Here is a 21,565-nt window from a genome sequence, read left to right as displayed (position 1 = left end):
GTCGTCGGTCCGGGACGCCGCACAGGGCCGCGCCTCGGTCGCGCCCAGGATAGAGGGGGTGACAGCGCGCCGTGGCGGCCGTCCGGGCTACGGGCGCGGACGTCCCGGACGCCCGGCCTTGTTAGGACAGCCTCACGTGATCTACCGTGGGTCCTGACACATCGTCAGCAACACTCGCCGCCGTCACGCGCAGCACCCCGGGAGCCCACGTCATGACCGCAACGACCCCCGACCAGGTCCTCGACCCGGCTCCCCCGCTGTCGGCCGCGCTGCGCGACGGCACGCGGGCGGACCACGAGGCGGCCGAGCGGTCCGACTTCGTCGAGCACCTCGTCGGCGGCACGCTGCCGCTCGCCGGCTACGTCGACCTCGCCGCGCAGCAGCACGCGGTGTACACCGCCCTCGAGGCCGCCGGCGACCGCCTCGTCGCGGCGGGTGCCGACGGCGGCCTGGTGTTCCCCGAGCTCGTGCGCGTCCCCGCGATCGAGGCGGACCTCGCCCACCTGCTCGGCGGGGACTGGCGCACGCAGGTGCGCGTGCTTCCCGCGACCGCGGACTACGTCGCACGGCTCGAGGCGGTCGGCGACGACCTGCCCCGCTACGCCGCCCACGCGTACACGCGGTACCTCGGGGACCTGTCGGGCGGGCAGATCCTCAAGCGCATGATCGAGCGCCACCACGGGCTGAGCGGCGCGGGCGTGTCGTTCTACGACTTCCCGCAGATCCACAAGCTCAAGCCGTTCAAGGACGTCTACCGCGAGCGCCTCGACGCGCTCGACCTCACACCCGCGCAGCGCGACGAGGTGGTCGAGGAGGCGCGCGTCGCGTTCCGGCTCAACCGGGCGGTGTTCGTCGACCTCGCGGCGGTGCACGTCGTCTGACCTCGACGTCCCGGTCGGCCCCGACGCGCTCAGCGCGGGTCGGGGCCGTCGGCGTCCGGGGCCGGCGCGTCGGGGGCCGGCGTGGTGGGGGCCGGCGTGGCGGACGTCGTCACCCCGCGTCCACGCCCGTCGCGCAGCCCGACGAGGACCGCGCCCCCGACGACCACGAGCACCAGGGCCAGCGCCGCCCACGGCACGGCCGCCCCGGCGGCCGTCGCGCGGTCCGCGGCGAGGTCGCCGCCACCGATGCCGACCGCCTCGCCTGTGACGGCCACGGCCGCCTCCAGACGGAACGCGGGCAGCACCCCGTCGACCCCGACCGTGCGCCGCACGGTCGAGCCCGCGAGGACCTCCTGCGCGCCGGTCACGACGACCGTGCGGGTACCGACGCCGCCCGGCCCCGCGACGGTGACGGACTCGCTCGGCAGCAGACGCGCGTTCCCCGCGTTGGTGAGCGTGTACGTGACCACGGCGCGGCCCGCGCCGAACGGGTTCGCCGTGCCGCGGTAATCGAGCCGCACGTCGTCGACGCGCACGCCCGGGACGAGCTCGCCGGCGACGCGCGCGTGGACCCGCAGCGCGAGGCGGTTGTCGCGCGCGACGGGCGGCTCAGGTGGCGGCGACGTCCAGCGCGAGCAGGTCCTCGACCGTCTCGCGCCGCACGAGCACGCGCGACTCCCCCGCCGTGACGGCGACGACCGGCGGACGCGTCAGGAGGTTGTAGTTCGACGCCATCGAGCGCCCGTAGGCACCCGTGGCGGCCACGGCGAGCAGGTCGCCGGCGCGCACGTCGCCCGGCAGCTGCACCTCGTGGACCACGATGTCGCCGCTCTCGCAGTGCTTGCCGACGACCCGGGCCAGCACCGGCGCGACGTCCGACACGCGCGACACGATCGCGGCGTGGTACTGCGCGCCGTACAGCGCGGGACGGATGTTGTCGCTCATGCCGCCGTCGACCGACACGTAGGTGCGCACGCGGCCGTCGTCGAGGCGCACCGGCTTGACCGTCCCGACCGTGTACAGCGTCAGGCCCGGGGGCCCGACGATCGCACGCCCCGGCTCGATCGACAGCCGCGGCAGCGGCGTCCCGAGCTCGCGCGCCGCGTCGGCCACGGCCTGCGCGACCTCCTTGGCGATGCGGTCGGGGTCGAGCGGGACCTCGTGCGGCAGGTACGCGATGCCGTAGCCGCCGCCGAGGTCCACCTCGTCGACCAGCACGCCCGTCCGCTCCCGCAGCGCCGCGCGCAGCGCGAGCACGCGGTGCGCCGCGACCGCGAACCCCGACGGGTCGAGGATCTGCGAGCCGATGTGCGAGTGGATGCCGAGCAGGTGCAGCTCGGGGTGGTCCAGGACGCGCAGCAGGGCCGCGAGCGCAGGGCTGTCTCCGCCGTCGGGGCCCGCGGCGAGCGACAGCCCGAACTTCTGGTCCTCGTGGGCCGTGGAGATGAACTCGTGCCCGCCGGCGTGCACGCCCGTCGTGACGCGGACCATCACGGGCGCCGGCGCCCCGGCGGGCCCGCGGTGCTCGCGGACGAGTGCGGCGAGACGGTCCACCTCGACGAGCGAGTCGACGATGATGCGCCCGACGCCCGCGTCGAGAGCCGCACGCAGCTCGTCGTCGGACTTGTTGTTGCCGTGCAGGCCGAGGTGCGCACCCGGGACGCCCGCCGCCAGCGCGACGGCCAGCTCCCCGCCGCTCGCCGTGTCGACCCGGAGCCCCTCGTCGTGCACCCACCGCGCGACCGCGCGGGTCAGCAGGGCCTTGCCCGCGTAGTAGACGTCCACACCCGTGCCGACCTGCGCGCACGCGGTCTCGAAGGCCGTGCGGTAGGCACGCGCACGGGCGCGCACGTCCGCCTCGTCGACGACGTACGCGGGCGTACCGTGCGTGGCCGCGAGGTCCCGGACGTCGACGCCGGCGACCCGCACGGCACCGTCGGCGCCGCGCACGACGCCGGACGACCACGGCACGCCGAGGGGCTCGGCGGTCACATCCGCTCCGGCGCGCTCACCCCGAGCAGGCCGAGCGCGTTCGCGAGCACCTGGCGGGTCGCGTCGTTGAGCCACAGGCGCGTGCGGTGCGCGTCGGTGATCTCCTCGTCGCCCCACGGCACGACGCGGCGCTTCTGGTCGTACCACTTGTGGTACGCACCGGCGACCTCCTCGGCGTAGCGCGCGACGCGGTGCGGCTCGCGCAGGTCCCCGGCCTGGGCGACGACCCGCGGGAAGTCGGCCAGCAGGCCGAGGAGCTTGGCCTCGGACTCGTGGTCAAGCAGGGAGGCGTCGAAGCCGTCCTCCCGGCGCACGCCGGCCTCGGCGGCGTTGCGGCCGACCGCGGCAGTGCGCGCGTGCGCGTACTGCACGTAGTAGACGGGGTTCTCGTTGGTGGCCTTGGCGAGCAGGTCGAGGTCGAGGTCGATCTGCTGGTCGGACGACGATCGCGACAGCGCGTACCGCGCGGCGTCGACGCCGACGGCCTCGACGAGGTCGTCGATCGTGATGATCGTGCCCGCGCGCTTGGACATCCGGACGGGCTCGCCGTCCTTGACGAGGTTGACCAGCTGTCCGATGAGCAGCTCGAGGTTCACGTGCGGGGTGTCCCCGAACGCCGCGCACACGGCCATCATCCGGCCGACGTACCCGTGGTGGTCCGAGCCCAGCATGATGACGACGCGGTCGAAGCCGCGCTCGCGCTTGTCCAGGTAGTACGCGATGTCGCCCGCGATGTACGCCGCCTCACCGTCGGACTTGATGACGACGCGGTCCTTGTCGTCGCCGAACTCGGTGGTCCGCAGCCACAGCGCGCCGTCGGCCTCGTACATGTGGCCGGACTCGCGCAGGCGTGCGACGGCGCGGTCCACGGCGCCGGACTCGTGCAGCGAGTCCTCGTGGAAGTACACGTCGAAGTCGACGCCGAAGTCGTGCAGCGACTGCCGGATCTCGGCGAACATCAGCTCGACGCCACGGGCACGGAAGGCCTCGCGCGCCTCGTCGTCGGGCAGCGTGCGCGGGTCAGGCTCACCGGCCGCGAGCGCGTCGGCGACGACCTGGTCGGCGATCTCGGTGATGTACTGCCCGCCGTACCCGTCCTCGGGGGCCTCCTCGCCCCGCGCGCGAGCGACGAGCGAGCGCGCGAACCGGTCGATCTGCGCGCCGTGGTCGTTGAAGTAGTACTCCCGCGTGACGTCGGCACCCGACGCCGCGAGGACGCGTGCCAGCGCGTCGCCGACGGCCGCCCAGCGCACGCCACCGATGTGCAGCGGGCCCGTGGGGTTGGCGGACACGAACTCGAGGTTGACCTTGAGGCCCGCGAACGTGTCGTTGCGGCCGTACGCCGCGCCCTGCTCGACGATGCCGCGCGCGAGCTCGCCGGCGGCGGCCGCGTCGAGGCGGATGTTGAGGAAGCCGGGCCCGGCGATCTCGACCGCGGCGATCCCGGGGACGTCACCGAGTCGGCGCGCGAGCTCCTCGGCGAACGCGCGGGGGTTCATCCCCGCCTTCTTGGCGAGCTGCAGCGCGACGTTGGTCGACCAGTCGCCGTGCTCGCGCTGGCGGGGTCGCTCGATGTGCACACTGGCCGGGATCGCGGCCGGGTCGAGGGCGAACGTGCCGTCGTCGACGGCGTGCACGAGAGCGCCGCGCAGTGCGTCGGCGAGCTGGTCGGGAGTCACGGGTCAAGCGTAGGGGACCTGCGCCCGGCCTCCGCGCCCGGACCTGCTCAGCCGGCGACGAGGTCGCGCCGCCGCTGCAGGAGGAGCGCCGCGCCGAGCAGGGCGCCGGCGAGGACCACCATGCCCACCGCGGCGCCGCGGTCCCAGGTCTCGAGCGGCACCTGACCCATCCACTCCAGCGGGGACAGGTGTCGCGCGGTCTGGCTCAGCTGGAGGAGGTCCGCGCGGAGCGCGACGACCGCGGCCCACACCACGACGACCCACGCGAGCGACGCGAGCCTCGGGCTGATCGCCCCGAGGACGACCGTCAGTGCCCCCACGAGCAGCACGGGCGCAGCGAACGCCATCGCGTCGCGAAGACCGTCGGCCACCCTCGCGTCGTCCTCGAGTGCGATCGCGAGCCCCAGCCCGCTGAGCAGCCCTGCCCACGCGAGCATCAGCAGCGACCACCCTGCGCCGACCAGCGCCGTCGACCCCAGCCAGCGCCCGCGGCTCAGCGGTGCGGCGAGGACGCGCCCCGTGCGACCGGCCCGCTCCTCCTGCGCAGCCACGAGCGCGCACCGGACGGCCACGGCGGCCGCGAGGAGCGCGTTGACCTGGACGAGGAGGACGAGGCGGGCCTCGAGCCCGTCGCTGGCCATGTCCCGGGCGAACAGGCCGAAGACGAACGCGACCACACCACCACCGACGAGGAACGCGAGCGACGGTGCGCGGGTCAGTCGCGCGACGAGCGCGGCCGGCCCGCGGAGCGCCGAGGAGGCCTCCGGCCTTCCCGGCCGGGGCTGCATCACGCCGCCGCCGAGATCACGGTGCGCCGTGACCCACAGCGCGGCCGCGGTCAGCACGACAGCGAGGACGGCGAACGCGACGGCGGGCCACACGGGCGGGGAGTCGGCGAACGGGCGGGCCTCCGCCAACCAGGACATGGGGGTCGACCACGTCGCGTCGAGCCGCTCGACATCGACGAAGCCCCGCACCAGGTAGCAGAGCAGGACGATCCCGAACGCGAGCTGATGCGCGTCGCGTGACGTCCGCGCGAGCTGACCGGCGAGCAGGCCGAGCGACGCCGCCCCCACCATGAGCAGGGTGAGCGCTGCCGCGTACCGCGCGGACCCCGCCGCGGGGTAGTCGGCACCGAGCAGGACGAGGTACCCGAGGACGCCGACGAGGACGGCGCTCGCGGTCGCGGCGAGCATCCCGGCCACGACGGGGGCGAAGCGACCGACGGGACCGGCGAGCACGATGTCGAGGTGACCGCGGTCCTCGAGGGAACGGGTCAGGTGCACGGCGATGTGTGCGCCGACCAGCGGGAACAGCGTCAGGGTGAGGATGCCCATCTCCTGGGCGAGGATCCCCCCGACCGTCGTCAGGTCGTACCCGCGCCCCTGGAACACGCTGGTGGCGACCGAGCCGGTCACCGCCTGGGCGTAGAGCTCCCGGTGAGCGGCATCCGGGTAGAGGTCGAGGATCGACGCGGCGGCCGACCACAGCAGCGCCGTCATCACCACGGGCCAGCCGAGGACGGTCACCCACGTCGTGCGCAGGAGCAGCCGCAGGCAGCCCACGACACCGGTCACGCGGGGAGCCCCGGCGTCGCGGCGACCGGTGTCCCGGCGCCCGCGGAGTGGTAAGCCGTGAGGAACAGCTCGTTGAGGTTGGGAGGCTCCACCGTGAGGCGCAGGAGCCCTGCCGCCATGACGACCTCCATGGCCGCAGGCAGGTCCTGCGGGCCGACCCGCAGCCTCGTCCGGACGCCTTCGGCCTGCTGCTCGGCGTGCAGGTCCGTCACGGAGTCCACGGCGTCGAGGGACCCGAGCGGCCGGGCGGTGAGCACGAGCACGGTCGTCCGGGTGCTGCCCCGCAGGCTGTCGAGAGTGCCGGTGGTCACCGCACGCCCCGCCCGGATGATCGTCACGCGGTCGCAGAGCGCCTCGACCTCGCTGAGGATGTGGCTCGAGAGCAGGACGGTGCAGCCCTGCGCCCGCACCTCCTGCACGCAGGACTGGAAGACCTCCTCCATCAGCGGGTCGAGACCGGAGGTGGGCTCGTCCAGCAGGAGGAGCTCGGCCTCCTTGGAGAACGCGGCGACGAGCGCCACCTTCTGCCGGTTGCCCTTGGAGTACGTGCGCGTGCGCTTCGTCGGGTCGAGGTCGAACCGGTCGACGAGCTCGCGGCGCCTGCGAGGGCTGCCACCACCCTGCAGGCGCACGAGGATGTCGATGCACTCGCCGCCCGACAGCCCGTTCCACAGCGCGACGTCGCCGGGGACGTAGGCCAGCCGGCGGTGCACCTCGACGGCATCGGTCCAGCAGTCGCGGCCGAAGATCCTCGCCCGGCCTCCGCCCAGACGGAGCTGCCCGAGCAGCGCACGGATCGTCGTGGACTTCCCGGCACCGTTGGGGCCGAGGAACCCGTGCACCTCTCCCTGCGCGACGCAGAGGTCGAACCCGTCGAGCGCGCGGGTTCGTCCGAACGACTTCCGGAGTCCGACCGCGTCGATGGCGGGGTCACCTGCCGACTCGCTTCTCGGCACAGGAACAGCATCTGGCGTCGACACCACGGGTCCCATCCCGCAGGACGTCGGAGCCCCCTGCGGATCCGCTGCACCCTGCGCTTCGGGGAACACAGTGGCGGGCCGGCCGCTAGCCCGCAAGGGACGTTCCGCGGCCGGCGGTCGGCGCCTCGCCGGCCGACGCCGCGTGCGTCCGCGTGCCCGCCGAGCCGACACACTGGGGGCGTGCTCGCCGACCTGCTGCCGCCCGGTGTCGTGGCCGTCGAGTCCTTCGGGCCCTGCGCGCCGGCGCCGCTGATCGGCGACGAGGCGGCCGCCGTCGCACGTGCCGTGCCGACGCGGCGCGCCGAGTACGCCGCGGTCCGGGCGTGCGCGCGCGACGCCCTCGAGCAGCTGGGCGCCGGCCGGCCGGCGGTGCCCAGCGCGCCCGACCGTTCGCCCGTGTGGCCCGCCGGGGTCGTCGGCGCCCTCACGCACTGCGACGGGTACCGCGCGGCCGCCGTGGCCCACGCCCGCGACTGGACGGGTGTGGGCATCGACGCCGAGCCGCTCGCCCCGCTGCCCGACGGGGTCGCGCACCTCGTGATGTCCGACGACGAGCGCGCGGACCTCGCCGACGTCGATCCCGCACTCTTCCCCGAGCGCGTCCTGTTCTCCGCCAAGGAGTCGGTCTACAAGGTCTGGTACCCCGCCGTCCGGACGTGGCTCGGGTTCGAGGACGTGCGCGTGCGCCTCGGGGACGGCACCTTCACCGCGCACCTTCAGGTGCTCGGACTGGGCGTCGACACGCTGCACGGCCGCTGGACGACCGGCCGCGGCCTGGTGGTCACAGCAGTCACGCTGGCGCACCCACCCGGGCGACACGCCGGAGCGGGAGCGGACGAGGACTGGTCGTCCGGTCGTCGGACGTGTTGACTCGGGCCGGGGAACCGCGGCCGTCCGTCGTCGGCCCGCCCACCCGACGACGACGAGGAGGCCACCGCCCATGGCGCGACGCACCGGACTGATCGACAGCGCCGTCGAGTCGCTGCGGTCGCGCATCAGCTCCGGGGAGTGGCCCGTCGGGTCACGCATCCCGCCCGAGCCTGCCCTGGTCGAGCTGCTGGGCGTCGGACGCAACACCGTGCGCGAGGCCGTCCAGTCGTTGGTCCACGCGGGGCTCCTGGTGCGCCGCCAGGGGTCGGGCACGTACGTGCTGTCGTCCTCCGAGCTCGCCGTCACCATGAGCCGGCAGATCGCCGACGCACGGCAGCGCGACGTCGTGTCCGTGCGCCGGGCCCTGGAGATGGAGGCGGCCCGGCTGGCAGCGCGCCGTCGCACCGCGACCGACGCCTCCGACCTGCTCGCCAAGCGTGACGCACGCGCCCGCGCCTACGCGGGCGGCAACCTCGACGAGATGGTCGCGACGGACCTCGAGCTGCACCGGACGATCGTCCGCACCTCGGCGAACCCCGTGCTCCGGTCCCTGTACGACAACCTCATCGAGGCCATCGGGGACAACATCCGCTTCAACTTCGTCACCGACGCGCACGCGCACGACTCGCACGACTCGCTCGTCGAGGCCATCGTCGCGGGCGACCCGGACCGCGCCGCGTCCGAGACGAGCGACTACCTGTCGGGCCTGCTCGAGGACGCGTGAGCCGCGCTCCCGGAAACCGGGCGGAGAGGGCCCGGGAGGGCTGGTAGTCTCGGGGATCGCCGCGCGCCCGTAGCTCAGCGGATAGAGCGTCTGCCTCCGGAGCAGAAGGTCGAAGGTTCGAATCCTTTCGGGCGCACGTGGATGCCTCAGGGCATCGAGAACGCCCGGACCCACGACACGTGGGTCCGGGCGTTTCGTCGTCCGTGGGTCCTCTCGATGCGATGGCCGAGCAGGGCGACCTCGAGGTCCAGCTCCAGCCCACCGGCGAGCACACCTATGTGCGCTGCGAGCCCCGCAGCGAGCACCACCACCACCACCTCGTGTGCCGCTCCTGCGGACGCACCGTCGAGGTCGCCACCCCCGAGCCCGAGCAGCTCGTCGCCGCCCTCGCCACCGAGCACCGGTTCACCGACCTCGAGCACTCCCTCGACCTCCTCGGCACCTGCGAGGACTGCGCACGGCTAAGCCCTCCGAGCGGACTCGGCCGAGACGATGGCTACCACCCTGAGCCGGCCACCGTGGATCACGGCCGGTGCCCCAGCACCCGGTGGAGGACGGCCGCCGTCCGGCGGGCGTCGACGTACCCCAGTGGGCGCGGGTGCGAGTCGTGCGGCGGGATGCGGGATGCAGACCAGCTCGCCGGCGTCCTCGAAGACCACGACCTCCGCGTCGCCCTTGCGCAGGCTGAGCCGGGCGGTGCGCCACGTGGGTGTCGCCTGCTCCCAGCCGATCGTCAACCGCCCGCCGCGGTCGACGACGTCCCGCGCCCCGGCCTCCAGCGTCCCGGCCAGCACCGCGCGCCGCTCACCCACCCCGGCGGGGCGTGTCCGCGGTCCACCTCCGCAGCGCCTCCGCACGGGTTTCGTGCGAGACCGCTGGAACCTGATCGACAGGTCCCTGCCGAAGAGCCTTCAACCCGTAATCGAAGACATGTGCTCTCCCGACGAACGGGCCGCGGGAACGGCAACTTCACAGGACCAGAGCCGTCTCCAGCATGACGACGCCGGAAACTACAAGTGCGGCCGGGAACACTGCCCTCGAGAGCACCGACGGGAAGGGCCCGATGTGGTGAAGAGCGCGCGCGGATACTCGCTCGACCACCCAGTTGCCGTACGAATGTCCGAACCGGATCACACCGCCACCAATCACCAGCGCGATGACGCCGAGAAGAGCAAGGGTCAGCGGATGGGTGATCCACCCGTCCGTCAAATCGCGCCCGGACAGGATCAGCACGATGAGCGCCACGAGGCCCGTGAACCCGATCACCGCCGAACCAGCGGCGATCGGAAGACGCCACGCGCCCCACTGGTACCCCGTCGCGCCCTTACCGTAGAAGAACGCCACGCCGGCGACGAGCACGAACCCCGGCGTCGCGAGGACCCAACCCACCAGCTGCCACACGCTCATCGCCACCGCCCGGTTGCGGAGTGGTACCCGCTGTAGACGTTGAAAGCGGTCCTGAAGGTACTGCGTACCGGACGGTACCGGTATACGTGACGCAACCTCACGTTGTATCGAGCCAGGTTCGTGTGCCGCCCAGTCGCTCGCCGCACCGCCATTCCGAGCCCGGTGTGAGCGCCCGGAATCTTCTTCACCGCCCGGACACCTGGCACGAAGCCACCGAGAACGTCGAACGCCGTGTTTGCGACGAAGGCGCGGGTGCTCATGCCCTCTCTCTTCCAGGCGTACGCGTTGGATCCGATGCTGGCGACAGACGCAGCCAACGCCACTGCCCCGCAGAGGCCCGCACTCGCGACGATGCAGGCGCCCATTGCCACGACGCCCAGCGCAGCGACCCCGACCTTCAGCCATTTGCGTAGCTGGAACGTGCCGTCGAGGTCGAAGGCGTTGATCGGATCCGTCGGGTAGACGTATGCGTTGTCGACCCCACCCTCGACCGGGTCGATAGACAGGAACCTCCCGAGCGCCGGCAGGTACACCCGCGCACCCATCTCGATCGCCGCGAGGTCACCCGCGTGCTCGTACAGCTTTTGGTGCTGCCCCACCCAGGCGTTGTCCGCGTCCCCCGGCAGGTTGTCGGGCACCGCGTCGTCGGCCACACCTGTCCCGATCAATCCGGTGGCCGGGTCGATCGGTTGACCGAACGGGTCGTACCAGACCAGCGCACCGGTCCGGGCGCCCGCGCTGTCGGCGGTCGCGATGACGTCGCCGTGGATGTTCGGGTACGACCACACCGCCGCACCCGACACCGGCAGGTTGACCGTCACACCCCCGGGCAGCGCCAGCACCCGCGCCACCACCGCACCGGCACCGTCCATCACGAGATCCGGGGTGTCCCCGGAACCGGAGAACCCGTAGCGGACGACGGACGTCTCACCGCCGACCACCTGGGTGCGCTGCACGATCCGGTCCGATGCGTCGCGCCCGTACGTCACCTTCGCCCCCGAGCCGTCCACGCTCGACACGTGACGGTCGGCCTGGTCGTAGCCGAACGTCTGCCCCGCCAGCGCGGTGGTGTTTCCCCCGGCGTCGTAGTTGATCGAGGCGCCCCCGACGGTCCGCGACACCGGTGAGGCACCGGTCGGCGGGTCCGTCACGGTCGTCGACGTCAACCGGTCCGCGTGGTCGAAGCACGAGGTGGTCGTCGTCACCGCGGCCCCGTCGAGCACGTCCCTCGACGACACCCGGTTCCCGTTCGCCCCCGCTCTCGTGTTCGCGCCGCACCCACCGGTGTCGGCGAACGAGTACGTCAGCTCATGCCGTGGGATGACCGCGCGCACCAGGCGCCCGGCGCCGTCGTACCAGTACGACGACGACCCAGCGTTCGCCCCGTCGCTCACCGTCGCGGTGAGCACCCGACCCGACTGCGAGCGCACGACCCGGTCCGACACGGCGGGCGACCCGACGAACGACCACACGAGCTCGGCCAGCGCACCGGCATGGTCACGCCCGACCCGCACGCTCGTCCCGTTCCCCGCCGTCCCCTCGCCCGCGGGGTACGTCACACCCACCAGGTCCCCACCGGCCCCGTACTCCGGGACCGCGACGACCTTGCCGCCGTCGAGCAGCCGCACGGCGCGCCCGTCCGCGTCGTACTCGACGCTGCTGTCGTACGCGGTCGAGCCGACGGTCGTGCGCGACGCGGCCGGCCGCCCGGCGGCGTCGTACGACGTCGTCGTCACCACGCCCCACACGTCCGTGTACTGCACGACCCGCCCGAGGAGGTCGACCTTCGTCGTCGTCGTGCCCGACCCGGGTGCGGCAGAGTCGGTCGTCGACGACACCAGCGGGTCGCCCCCGACCGCGTACGAGGTCGTCACCGTGCGCGCAGCCGTCGCGCCTTCCGCTGGGTACGCCACCTTCGCGGGACGCCCGCGGCCGTCGTACGTCGTGCAGGTCCACCCCGAGGAGCCGGAGACCTTCGTGCCGATGCTGCGTCCGAGGTGGTCGTAGACGGTGGTCGTCACGACCGCGTCACCGGACGCGGGCGCGGGTTCCGTCGTCGTGCGCAGCAGCCCTGCTGGCTTCGCACCGGCCGGGGCTGCACACACGTCGGGCTGGGTGTCCGAGGCGCCGTAGTAGGCGTACGTCGTCCCTCGCTCCGCGGTCAGCGTGCCCGCGGCGCTCGCGGCGGGCAGCCAGCGCCCCGTCCGCCGCCCGAACCCGCCCGACTCGTACGCCGTGGTCGTCGTCAGGGCCAGGCCGCCCGGGTCCTCCGTCGTGGTGAGCGGCCGCCCGAGCCACGGGCTCGACCCGTATCCGGTCCGCGTCACCTGCCGCGGCACCTGGTCGGCCGTCACGCCCGGAGTACCCGGGGGGACCGCGGGCGGCACCGCGTCGTCCACCGTCGAGCTCGTCACCAGCCCGTAGTCCGGCGCGAGCGCCGAGTCCGGGATGCGGCCGGCCGTGACCCCCGGCCCGGACCAGGACAACGTGAGCGCGCCGCGACCACCGCCGCTGTTCCGGTAGTCCACCCGAATGCGCGCCGGGCCGGCAGCCGCGCGGACGACGGATGCGCTCACGGTCGCGAGGTCCGGCGGCGAGACCGCCACCATGTCGTCGATCCACACCTTGACGTTGTCGTCCGCGACCGCGGTGAGCGTGTAGGTCCCTGCCTGCGGGAACGTGAGGACGCCGGTCATCCGCGCACCCCAAGGCGCGGCGGTGATCGCCGGGTCCGGCATCGCGGTGCCCCAGTCCTTCTGGAGGCCACCGGTCCCGAGCCCCAGCGCGAACGCCTTGGGTGACCCGGCGAGGTTCGCGCCCGAGTAGTACGCGACGTTGAGCCCCGACATCGCCTCGTCGAACGCGGTCGACGTGTGCGGCACCGTCGAGGCGCACGCCGCGGTCGGGCGCCGGTCCGCGCCGAAGCAGGACGTCGGCGCGGGGCCGTACGCGTCGGTCGCGCGGTCCCGCGCGTCGTAGAGCGTCGTCGATGTCCGGCCCGCCGTGTCGGTCTGGGACAGCACGAGGTCCTTCGACTCGTGCCAGGCCTGCGTGGCCCGCAGCCCCAGGGCCGAGGTGTCTGACACCTGCCGCCACGCCGCGTCGAACGTGACCGTGCGGGCGTCGCCCGGCACACCGGTCCGCCGGACCTTCGTGGTCGTGGCGTCCGCGTAGACGAACGACGTGCTCAGACGTGTCGTGGCAGCGTCACCGTCGGCTGCGGGCAGGGTCACGTCCGTCGCCTTCGGCGCCCTCGTCGACGGCCCGGTGACGTCGTACGCGATGCTGACGAGGGCCGCGTCGGTCCGGCGCGCTGTCGGGTCGACGGCGATCCAGTCGTTGAGCGCGGGCGTGCGCAGCCCGACAAGCTCGCCGGACGAGGCGTACCCAAAGTCCGTCACCTCGTCGCCCGGGTCGACGATGCGCACGAGCCGGCCGGCAGTGTCGTAGTGCAGGCGGGTCGACTCCCCCACGCCGGCGCCGGACGCCGGCGGGTAGACGATGCGGCACACCATGCCGGCCGCGGGGGCGGCGAAACCGGACTCGATCGGGCAGGCCTTCCCGCTGCCCTCGGGGGCCGTGTCGCCACCGTAGAAGAAGCGCACCTTCTTGCCCGACGCCCGGTCGGTCACGGCGTCGAGCTGCCCCGTGCCGCCCCGCCAGGTCACCTGCGGTGCGGCCGGTGTCTTCGCGTCCTGCGGCGGCGTGGCCGCCTCCAGGCGCCCGTTGGCTCCGAAGACGTAGACGGTGCCGTCCTCGTCCGTGAGGTTCACCTGCCCGGTCGCGGACAGTCCCATGACGCCGTACTCACCGGCGGGCGCCTCGTACCCGCCGGCCGACTTCCTCGTGTACGTGTGCGCGGTGCCCGTGACGTCGGTGAGGACGACCGCGTTCGTCTCGACGACGGCGCTGACGTACTGCGGGTCGTCGCCCGCGAGCGCCGCGGACGCGACCCACCCCGCCGGGAGGGTCTCGAAGGTCGGCGACAGCCACGCAGCGGGGACGATGATCCCGTTGGGGTAGCCAGGCCCCTTGGCCCAGAGCTGGAACGTCGCGCCGCCCGACTCCTCGTAGTAGTCGACGCGGATCGAGGTCGGGCCATTGACCGTCGCCGCGGTCCCCCAGTTGACCCCGCCTGCCTGGTCGGACCAACGGTCGAGCACGGTCGTGCCGCCGACAGCGACCCTCGCCCCGTCGTCCTGCACGACGCCGAACGTCCAGCTCCCCGCCGTGGGCGGGGTGAAGAAGCCGGTCCACCGCGCGGCGAACCTGTCGACCGGAACGGCAGGCGCAGGAGACCCGAGCTCCCATGCGAAGCTCACCTGCGGGTCGGTGCGTGTCATCACAGGTTCGCCGGTGAACGCGAAGGCCTTCGCGGCCGTCGTCGTCGCGTAGTAGCGCCCGAGCAGACCCTTGGTACGCGCCGCCTGCGAGTTGTACGAGAAGGTCAGGCCCATCGGCCCGCCGACGGTCTCGACCGTCGGCGAGGAGAACCTCAGACCGACGTTGCCGTTGGCAAGGTTGACCGTCACCGGCCCGACCTGCTCGACGGGCGCCGGCCCGGACTCGGCCAGCCGACGGTCGACCTTGAACGACGCGGTCCACACGTCACGACCCGACCCGATCGGGTCCCGGGTCTCGACGGTCCACCCGTAGACGCCGCCGTCACGCAGGCTCCCTTCGGGGACCTGGTACGTGGTCCCCGACTGCCACCCCGACGTAAGGACCGTCCCGGTGCGAGCGTCGGAGCCCGACGCGATCCGCACCTGGTACTGGATCGCGCCGTCCGCGTCCGGCGCGACGGCAGGCCAGGAGATCGTCGGTGACGTCGTGACGATCGTCTGCGTCCCGGAGGCAGGTGGTCGCGCGCCGTCGAAGGTCACGGCGGTCCGGTCGACCTTCGGCACGGTGTTCGTCGTGAACGACCTCACGCCAGACGCCCGCTGGCTCGAGACCCCGAACAGACCGTTGTAGGCGTTGTAGACGAACGCCTTCCAGTAGTAGGTCCTGCCCTCCTCGAGGACACCCGCCGGCACGACGACGGAGTCCTGGGAGATCCAGCCGCTGTTGTAGACGGGGCTCGCGTCCGGGTTCGACGTCGTCCCGATGCGGAAGTAGCGCGCGATCCCGCCCGATCCGGCGGGATCGGCGAACGAGGCCGAGAGCGTGGGCGTCGCGGAGACGCGTGCGCCGTTGGCCGGCGCGGACTGCGTCGCGGAGGGGAAGTCGACCGTGGTGATGTAGAGCGCGCTGCGCATGTTCTTGTACGTGTAGACGCTGGGCTGCTCGTCACCGGAGACGTAGACGTACGCTCCCGCGGTCCCCCCGTTCACCCAGCCCGCGTAGGCCGACGAGAGCGCGTCGCTGTCGTAGATGCCGTCGCCGCCGATGATCGTCTGGGCGTGCGCGTTGCCCTGGCAGTGGTACCCGAAGCAGTTCGCCCACCCCGTCTGGGCGATGTGGCCGTTGGCGGTGCCGCTCTCGACGACGACGTGCATGTACGCGTCAAGGACCTGCTTGCCGAAGAACTGCTCGTAGTCGTAGTGGAAGACGGTGCGCCAGTGCGTCGCGCGGTTGTCAGCACGGGAGTTGCCGACCCGCAGCTTGCCGTCCGTCGTGACCACGCCGTCCGAGCGGTAGGACCACACGTTGACCTGACCGAGGCCGACGGTCGGGTCGACGGACACCGGGTACACGCGGTCGGGGTCGGTGAGCCACTCGAGGTCGGGCCGGACGGTGAGCACCCAGCCCTTGCGGTCCTTCGCCACCGTCATCGGCGCGTTGACCATCGCGTCCTCCGAGCGGCCCTCCCGACCAGAGGAGTCGACGACCAGCGCGGGCGGGATGGACATCGCGACATCACCGGCATCGTCGACCAGCTCGAACGAGCCGGACCGCCCCTCCCGGAGGTCGAATCCGTCACCGCTGATCCGCCAGCGGTAGACGGGCTCCGAGGTGGGCGGCTCGTGCAGCACGACGGACTCCTTGACGGAGCCGGGAGTCACCTCGTACTCGAGGTCGGCGCCCGGCAGCACGTCCTCGTACCGTGCCGTGGCGCCCTTGCGCTTGAGGGGCTTGTTGCGCGCGCCGAGCAGGGTGATGCTCACGTCGACGTCGCCGCGCGATAGCTGCAGCAGCTCGTCGGAGCCGCCCTTCGCGGCGAACCGGGGCGAGAGCGGGTGGTTCCGCGCACGCCCGCCGGCACCGTCGGCGGTGACCGTGGTGTCGACCTCGACCCAGGCGCCGTCCGCCCGCTCGACCTTCGACGGCTCCGGGGTCAGCTCGGTCGTGAAGGTCCCGTCGGGGTTCGCGTAGACGGTTCGGTCCTCGGTCTCCTCGACAACGATCGACGCGTCCTGGTCGAACCCCTCGACGTCGACCTCGCCCTCGTCGAGGCGGGACGCCCGCGGCGCCGGCACCGGCGGGACCTGCTCCCCCACCTCGACCGGGGCGGACACCACCTCGGGCGCCGCCGAGTCCAGCGGGGGGAGCTCAACGGGCTCCGCGGTGCGCGGAGCCGTCGACGCCCCTGCGCGGGACTGCTCGGCGTGCGCGGGCACGGTGCCGACGACGACGAGGCTGACCGCGACAGCCGATGCGACGAGTGCTGCGCGCGCGCAGCGGACACCACGGACGAGCACGTTCACGACGCCCCCTTGCACGGACGCGACCGCGCGCCCGTCTCGCCGGGGCGGCCGGTGAGCCGCTTGCCCGGGGCCGTCGTCAACGACGGCTGGGGGGAACGTAGCGACACGCGGAGGACTCCCGTGGGTGTTTCGTGCCCACGTTTCCGTTACGCGGCTTTATCACCCGATCGTGCGAACGGGACGAGGTTCGACCCTTCCCGCCGCGCCAGTTCGCCCCGTGCGCGAGGAACCGTCGCGCGATCGCGCGGCCCATCCCCGTACCGCCACCCACGCGGAGACGCCGGTGCTCGACGCGTCGACGCGGTACCTCGATCGACCGCACCGAACGGCAGAGGCGGCATCCCCACAACGCACGGTTCGCCCGGTCAGCGGTCGCCGACGGCTCGGCGGCGACGGGACCATGCACCGGTGACGATCTCGACGGTGCGCGATCTCGCCGCCCGCTGGAACGAGCTCCTGCTGGCCGACGTCGGACCCGGCGACAGGCCGACGCGTGCGGTGCGCGACACCGGCTCGGTGCTGCGTCCGCCCGCGACCGAGGACCAGGTCGCGGCCACCGAGCGCAGGATCGGGCGGCGACTGCCGCCGTCGTACCGCGAGTTCCTGCTGCTCAGCGACGGCGCGTACGCCGACCTGAACGGTGTCCACCTGGTCTACCCGCACGGCGGGCCCGAGCAGCCGCCCGCCGAGTCCGACGTGGTCGGTGTCGTGCTCCTGCCCGTCGCCGACCTGAGGTGGCTGCGGGACGTCGACCCGTTCATGGCGTCGCTGTGCGCGCAGGACGACGACGAGCCGGACCCCGTGGTCGTCGACGGCCAGGACGCGTGGCCGTGGACCCCGTTCGCGTCGGGTCTGGTCATCGCCGTCGACCACCGGCCCGGCACGACGTGCCTCGTGCCGGTCGACGGCGAGCAGGAGTGGCAGGTCTGGCACATCGCCAAGGAGACGTCGCAGGTCTTCGTGTCGTTCCGCTCGTTCCTCGCGCACGAGGTGGAGATCCGCGAGCCGGTCACGACCGTCGCCGAGACGCTCGCGGTGATCGAGCGCGCGAAGCGGGGTGAGCACCGGGCGGTGCGACGGCTCGCGCGCGTGACGGCCCCCGACGCCGTGGACGTCCTGGCCGGGCTGCTCGCCGACCGGGCCGGCTGGGCCGCCCACGCCGTGCACGCGCTCGGTCGCATCGGGACCGACGAGGCCGTCGACGCGCTCGTCCGGGTACGGCCGCAGGGAGCCCCGCAGGCCCTCCTGCTCGCGGGCAGCGACCGCGCGCGGGACGCGCTGGCGGACTGGGGCTGCGTCACGCAGCTCGCGGCGCTGGGCGACCCGCGCGGCACGTCGCTCGCGGTCGAGCGGCTGCGTCCCGGCGCACCGATCGCGACACGGGACGAGGTGAACGCCGCGATCCAGGTGCTCGCGCTCCACGGCGACGCCGGGCACGTCGACGTGCTCCAGCCGCACCTCGACGGCGAGCCCCTGACCGAGTTCCTCGCGGCCTACGCGCTCGCGGTCCTGGGCGCGGAAGCAGGGCGCCACCGCCTCGAGCAGATCGCGGCGGGAGGCGGGCCGATGCACGCGTCCGCCGAGGCGTGGGTGCAGATCCTCGCCCGGCGCGACGCGGCCGCCGGGACGGGCCTGGCCTAGGCCCCCGCCGGTCGCGACCGGGTGCACCCGGCGGGACCCAGGTCCCGTCGCACCCGTCCACCGAGCCTCGCAGCGAGACCCTGCTCACACCGCGGGGACTTTCATCCCATCTTTCTGGGACCCCCCCAACCTACCGTCGATACCAGCGACGGACCTCCAGCGTCCGTCCCCCTCTCACCACTATCCGGGGAGTCGAAGGTGTCCGAGACCACCAAGAAGAGCACTCGCGCGAAGGTCCTCGCCGACGCGCCGGCCGAGGCACCCTCGGTCACCGCCCCAGCGCAGCCCGCAGGCGCGGCCCTCGGCGTCACCGAGGTCGACGTGGTCGCGCAGGCCATCGACGAGCTCGTCGCGAAGGCCACCAAGGCGCTCGCCGAGTTCGAGTCGATGACCCAGGAGGACGTCGACCGCTTCGTCAAGAAGGGCGCCGTCGCCGCGCTCGACCAGCACGGCCAGCTCGCCAAGCTCGCGGTCGAGGAGACCGGGCGCGGCGTCTTCGAGGACAAGGCCGTGAAGAACATCTTCGCGTGCGAGCACGTCACCAACTCGATGGCGAACCTCAAGACGGTCGGCGTCATCAACGTCGACGAGCTCAACGGGATCACGGAGATCGCCGAGCCCGTCGGGGTCATCGCCGGCATCACCCCGGTGACCAACCCGACCTCGACCGCCATCTTCAAGTCGCTGATCTCGCTGAAGACCCGCAACCCGATCATCTTCGCGTTCCACCCGAACGCCCAGCGCTCCTCGGTGGCCGCCGCCCGGATCGTGCGCGACGCGGCCGTGGCCGCGGGTGCCCCCGAGCACTGCATCCAGTGGGTCGAGGTCCCGTCGCTCGCCGCGACCGGCGCCCTCATGAACCACCCGGGTGTCGCGACGATCCTCGCCACCGGCGGCAACGCGATGGTGAAGGCCGCGTACTCGTGCGGCAAGCCCGCCCTCGGCGTCGGCGCCGGCAACGTCCCGGCGTACGTGGAGAAGAGCGCGAAGCTCGCCCGGGCGATCAACGACATCGTCCTGAGCAAGGCCTTCGACAACGGCGTCATCTGCGCCTCGGAGCAGGCCGCGATCCTCGACGAGGAGATCTACGACGCCGCGATGGCCGAGTTCTCCCGCCTGCACGCCTACCGCGTCACCCCGGCGGAGAAGGCCAAGCTCGAGCAGTTCATCTTCGGCGTCGAGGCCGGCGGCGAGAACTGCGGCGGCGCGAAGCTCAACCCCGCCGTCGTCGGCAAGTCCCCGGTGTGGATCGCCGAGCAGGCCGGCTTCACGGTCCCGGGCGACACCTCGATCATCCTGGCCGAGGTCTCCGAGGTCGGCCCCGCCGAGCCCCTGACCCGCGAGAAGCTGTGCCCCGTCCTGGCGGTGCTGCGCGCGTCCTCCACCGAGGAGGGCATCGCGCTCGCCGAGCAGATGGTCGAGTTCGACGGCCTGGGTCACTCCGCCGCGATCCACACGCAGGACGACGCCCTCACGGTCGAGTTCGGCAAGCGCGTCAAGGCGATCCGCGTCATCTGCAACGCACCGTCGTCGCTCGGCGGCATCGGTGACATCTACAACGCCTTCATCCCGTCGCTGACGCTCGGCTGCGGCTCCTACGGCCACAACTCGGTGTCGAACAACGTGTCGGCGGTCAACCTGATCAACGTCAAGCGCGTGGGCCGGAGGAACAACAACTTGCAGTGGTTCAAGGTCCCCGCCAAGACGTACTTCGAGCCCAACGCGATCCGCTACCTCGCGGACATGGCGGACATCGAGCGCGTCACGATCGTCACCGACACGACCATGACGAACCTCGGGTTCGTCGACAAGGTCCTCGACGTCCTGCGCCGGCGCTCCAACAACGTCGCCGTGCAGATCATCGACGAGGTCGAGCCGGAGCCGTCCGTGCGCACGGTGCAGAAGGGCGCCGCGAACATGCGGCACTTCCGCCCCGACACGATCATCGCCCTGGGTGGCGGCTCGCCCATGGACGCCGCGAAGGTCATGTGGCTGCTCTACGAGCACCCCGAGATCGTGTTCTCGGACCTCAAGCAGAAGTTCTTCGACGTCCGCAAGCGCGCGTTCAAGTTCCCCGTGCTGGGCGACCTGGCCAAGCTCGTCTGCATCCCGACCACGTCGGGCACCGGCGCGGAGGTCACCCCGTTCGCGGTCATCTCCGACCCCGAGTCGGGCAAGAAGTACCCGCTGGCCGACTACGCGCTGACGCCCACCGTCGCGATCATCGACCCGGTGCTGACGCACAAGATGCCGCGCTCGCTGGCGGCGGACTCCGGGTTCGACGCCCTGACGCACGCGACCGAGGCGTTCGTCGCGGTCTACGCGAACGACTTCACCGACGGCATGGCGCTGCAGGCGATCCGCCTCATCTTCGACAACCTCGCGCAGTCGGTGAACGGCGACCCGGCCGACCCGGTCACGCAGGACGCACGGGAGAAGATGCACAACGCGGGCACGATCGCCGGCATGGCGTTCGGCAACGCGTTCCTCGGGATCGTGCACGCCATGGCGCACGTGATCGGCTCGACGTACCACCTGGTGCACGGGCGCACGAACGCCACGCTGCTGCCGCACGTCATCCGCTACAACGGCACCGTCCCGACCAAGCTCACCAGCTGGCCGAAGTACGAGTCCTACGTGGCCCCGGAGCGGTTCCAGCAGATCGCCGCCATGCTCGGCCTGCCGGCGTCGACCCCCGAGGAGGGCGTCGAGTCCTACGCGCTGGCCGTCGAGGCGCTGCGTGCGAAGGTCGGCATCCCGCAGTCCTTCGCGGCGCAGGGCGTCGACGAGCACGAGTTCATCAGCCGCCTCGACGAGGTCGCGATGGGCGCCTACGAGGACCAGTGCGCACCGGCGAACCCGCGCATGCCGATGATCGGCGACATGAAGGACATCATGACTGCGGCCTACTACGGCACGTCGCTGGAGGACGTCCGTAACCGCCGCGAGCGAGCGGGGGCCTGACCGCCTCCCCGACGGTCCGCCGCCTCGCCCCACGCGGGCGGCACCCCCGCGAGCGCTTCGACGCCCCCGCCCCGGCTCTGCCGGGCGGGGGCGTCGCTGTGTGCGGGGGTCCCGTGCGCGCGTCGCGAGGACGGCTCCCCGACGCGCGCACGGGACCATGCCGGGGCAAACTGGGCGCCCCCGGCCACCCCCGGCCGGGTACC

13 protein-coding genes, 1 tRNA gene and 1 pseudogene are annotated in these 21,565 nt (G+C 72.7%); 7 read left to right on the top strand and 8 right to left on the bottom strand.

The features are described 5' to 3' along the window. The first annotated feature begins 212 nt into the window (after nucleotides 1–212). The gene (locus tag NP048_RS05415; RefSeq protein WP_227578459.1) at nucleotides 213–881 is read left to right on the top strand and encodes a biliverdin-producing heme oxygenase; all 669 of its coding nucleotides are present in this window, start codon (nucleotides 213–215) and stop codon (nucleotides 879–881) included. Between the two features lie 29 nt (nucleotides 882–910). On the opposite strand, the gene NP048_RS05410 is transcribed toward NP048_RS05415, so the two are convergent. The 5 genes from NP048_RS05410 to NP048_RS05390 all read right to left on the bottom strand — a co-directional run bounded on the left by NP048_RS05410 (nucleotide 911) and on the right by NP048_RS05390 (nucleotide 7,085). Next, nucleotides 911–1,417 (bottom strand): hypothetical protein, encoded by a 507-nt coding sequence (locus NP048_RS05410; RefSeq protein WP_227578458.1) that lies wholly within the window; start codon nucleotides 1,415–1,417, stop codon nucleotides 911–913. 73 nt (nucleotides 1,418–1,490) lie between these two features. Then, entirely contained in the window at nucleotides 1,491–2,873 is a 1,383-nt protein-coding gene (gene lysA / locus NP048_RS05405; RefSeq protein WP_227578457.1) for a diaminopimelate decarboxylase, read from the bottom strand. Next, nucleotides 2,870–4,552: an arginine--tRNA ligase gene (gene argS, locus NP048_RS05400; RefSeq protein ID WP_227578456.1), complete on the bottom strand. Its 1,683-nt coding sequence runs from the start codon at nucleotides 4,550–4,552 to the stop codon at nucleotides 2,870–2,872. Before argS ends, lysA begins: the two co-directional genes overlap by 4 nt. A gap of 47 nt (nucleotides 4,553–4,599) precedes the next feature. Next, on the bottom strand, nucleotides 4,600–6,129 hold the full coding sequence (locus tag NP048_RS05395; RefSeq protein WP_227578455.1) for an ABC transporter permease: 1,530 nt from the start codon (nucleotides 6,127–6,129) through the stop codon (nucleotides 4,600–4,602). Then, nucleotides 6,126–7,085: an ABC transporter ATP-binding protein gene (locus NP048_RS05390; RefSeq protein ID WP_227578454.1), complete on the bottom strand. Its 960-nt coding sequence runs from the start codon at nucleotides 7,083–7,085 to the stop codon at nucleotides 6,126–6,128. Before NP048_RS05390 ends, NP048_RS05395 begins: the two co-directional genes overlap by 4 nt. 204 nt (nucleotides 7,086–7,289) lie before the next feature. Between NP048_RS05390 and NP048_RS05385 the strand changes: the two genes are divergently transcribed. The 4 genes and pseudogenes from NP048_RS05385 to NP048_RS19390 form a co-directional block, all read left to right on the top strand. Further along, nucleotides 7,290–7,979 carry a 4'-phosphopantetheinyl transferase family protein gene (locus tag NP048_RS05385; protein WP_227578453.1) on the top strand — a complete coding sequence of 230 codons (690 nt, stop codon included), beginning with the start codon at nucleotides 7,290–7,292 and terminating at the stop codon, nucleotides 7,977–7,979. A gap of 70 nt (nucleotides 7,980–8,049) precedes the next feature. Further along, on the top strand, nucleotides 8,050–8,703 hold the full coding sequence (locus NP048_RS05380) for a FadR/GntR family transcriptional regulator (RefSeq protein WP_227578452.1): 654 nt from the start codon (nucleotides 8,050–8,052) through the stop codon (nucleotides 8,701–8,703). A 63-nt stretch (nucleotides 8,704–8,766) separates the two neighbouring features. Then, nucleotides 8,767–8,839: transfer RNA gene (locus NP048_RS05375), tRNA-Arg, on the top strand. 85 nt (nucleotides 8,840–8,924) lie between these two features. Further along, a pseudogene (locus tag NP048_RS19390) lies at nucleotides 8,925–9,077 on the top strand (transcriptional repressor); the annotation flags it as partial. An 87-nt stretch (nucleotides 9,078–9,164) separates the two neighbouring features. Here NP048_RS19390 and NP048_RS05365 read toward each other — a convergent pair. The 3 genes from NP048_RS05365 to NP048_RS05355 form a co-directional block, all read right to left on the bottom strand. Continuing rightward, nucleotides 9,165–9,515 (bottom strand): hypothetical protein, encoded by a 351-nt coding sequence (locus NP048_RS05365; RefSeq protein ID WP_256769450.1) that lies wholly within the window; start codon nucleotides 9,513–9,515, stop codon nucleotides 9,165–9,167. A 157-nt stretch (nucleotides 9,516–9,672) separates the two neighbouring features. Further along, nucleotides 9,673–10,110 (bottom strand): hypothetical protein, encoded by a 438-nt coding sequence (locus NP048_RS05360; protein ID WP_227578450.1) that lies wholly within the window; start codon nucleotides 10,108–10,110, stop codon nucleotides 9,673–9,675. Next, nucleotides 10,107–16,757 carry a PA14 domain-containing protein gene (locus NP048_RS05355; RefSeq protein ID WP_227578449.1) on the bottom strand — a complete coding sequence of 2,217 codons (6,651 nt, stop codon included), beginning with the start codon at nucleotides 16,755–16,757 and terminating at the stop codon, nucleotides 10,107–10,109. Before NP048_RS05355 ends, NP048_RS05360 begins: the two co-directional genes overlap by 4 nt. A gap of 408 nt (nucleotides 16,758–17,165) precedes the next feature. On the opposite strand from NP048_RS05355, the gene NP048_RS05350 reads away from it, so the two are divergent. Further along, a complete protein-coding gene (locus NP048_RS05350; protein ID WP_227578448.1) occupies nucleotides 17,166–18,398 on the top strand; it encodes an SMI1/KNR4 family protein in 1,233 nt (410 codons plus the stop codon). A gap of 198 nt (nucleotides 18,399–18,596) precedes the next feature. Continuing rightward, the gene (gene adhE / locus NP048_RS05345; RefSeq protein ID WP_227578447.1) at nucleotides 18,597–21,362 is read left to right on the top strand and encodes a bifunctional acetaldehyde-CoA/alcohol dehydrogenase; all 2,766 of its coding nucleotides are present in this window, start codon (nucleotides 18,597–18,599) and stop codon (nucleotides 21,360–21,362) included. Nucleotides 21,363–21,565: the final 203 nt, after the last annotated feature.

Source organism: Cellulomonas xiejunii, assembly GCF_024508315.1.
Classification (GTDB): domain Bacteria; phylum Actinomycetota; class Actinomycetes; order Actinomycetales; family Cellulomonadaceae; genus Cellulomonas; species Cellulomonas xiejunii.
The sequence above is the reverse complement of the archived record's forward strand: the minus strand, read 5'-3'. Positions and strand labels throughout refer to the sequence as shown.

Bases quoted from the DNA above. Each gene is read 5' to 3' on its own strand.
- NP048_RS05360 (WP_227578450.1), bottom strand. From the start codon at position 10,110: ATGAGCGTGTGGCAGCTGGTGGGTTGGGTCCTCGCGACGCCGGGGTTC.
- NP048_RS05415 (WP_227578459.1), top strand. From the start codon at position 213: ATGACCGCAACGACCCCCGACCAGGTCCTCGACCCGGCTCCCCCGCTG.
- NP048_RS05380 (WP_227578452.1), top strand. From the start codon at position 8,050: ATGGCGCGACGCACCGGACTGATCGACAGCGCCGTCGAGTCGCTGCGG.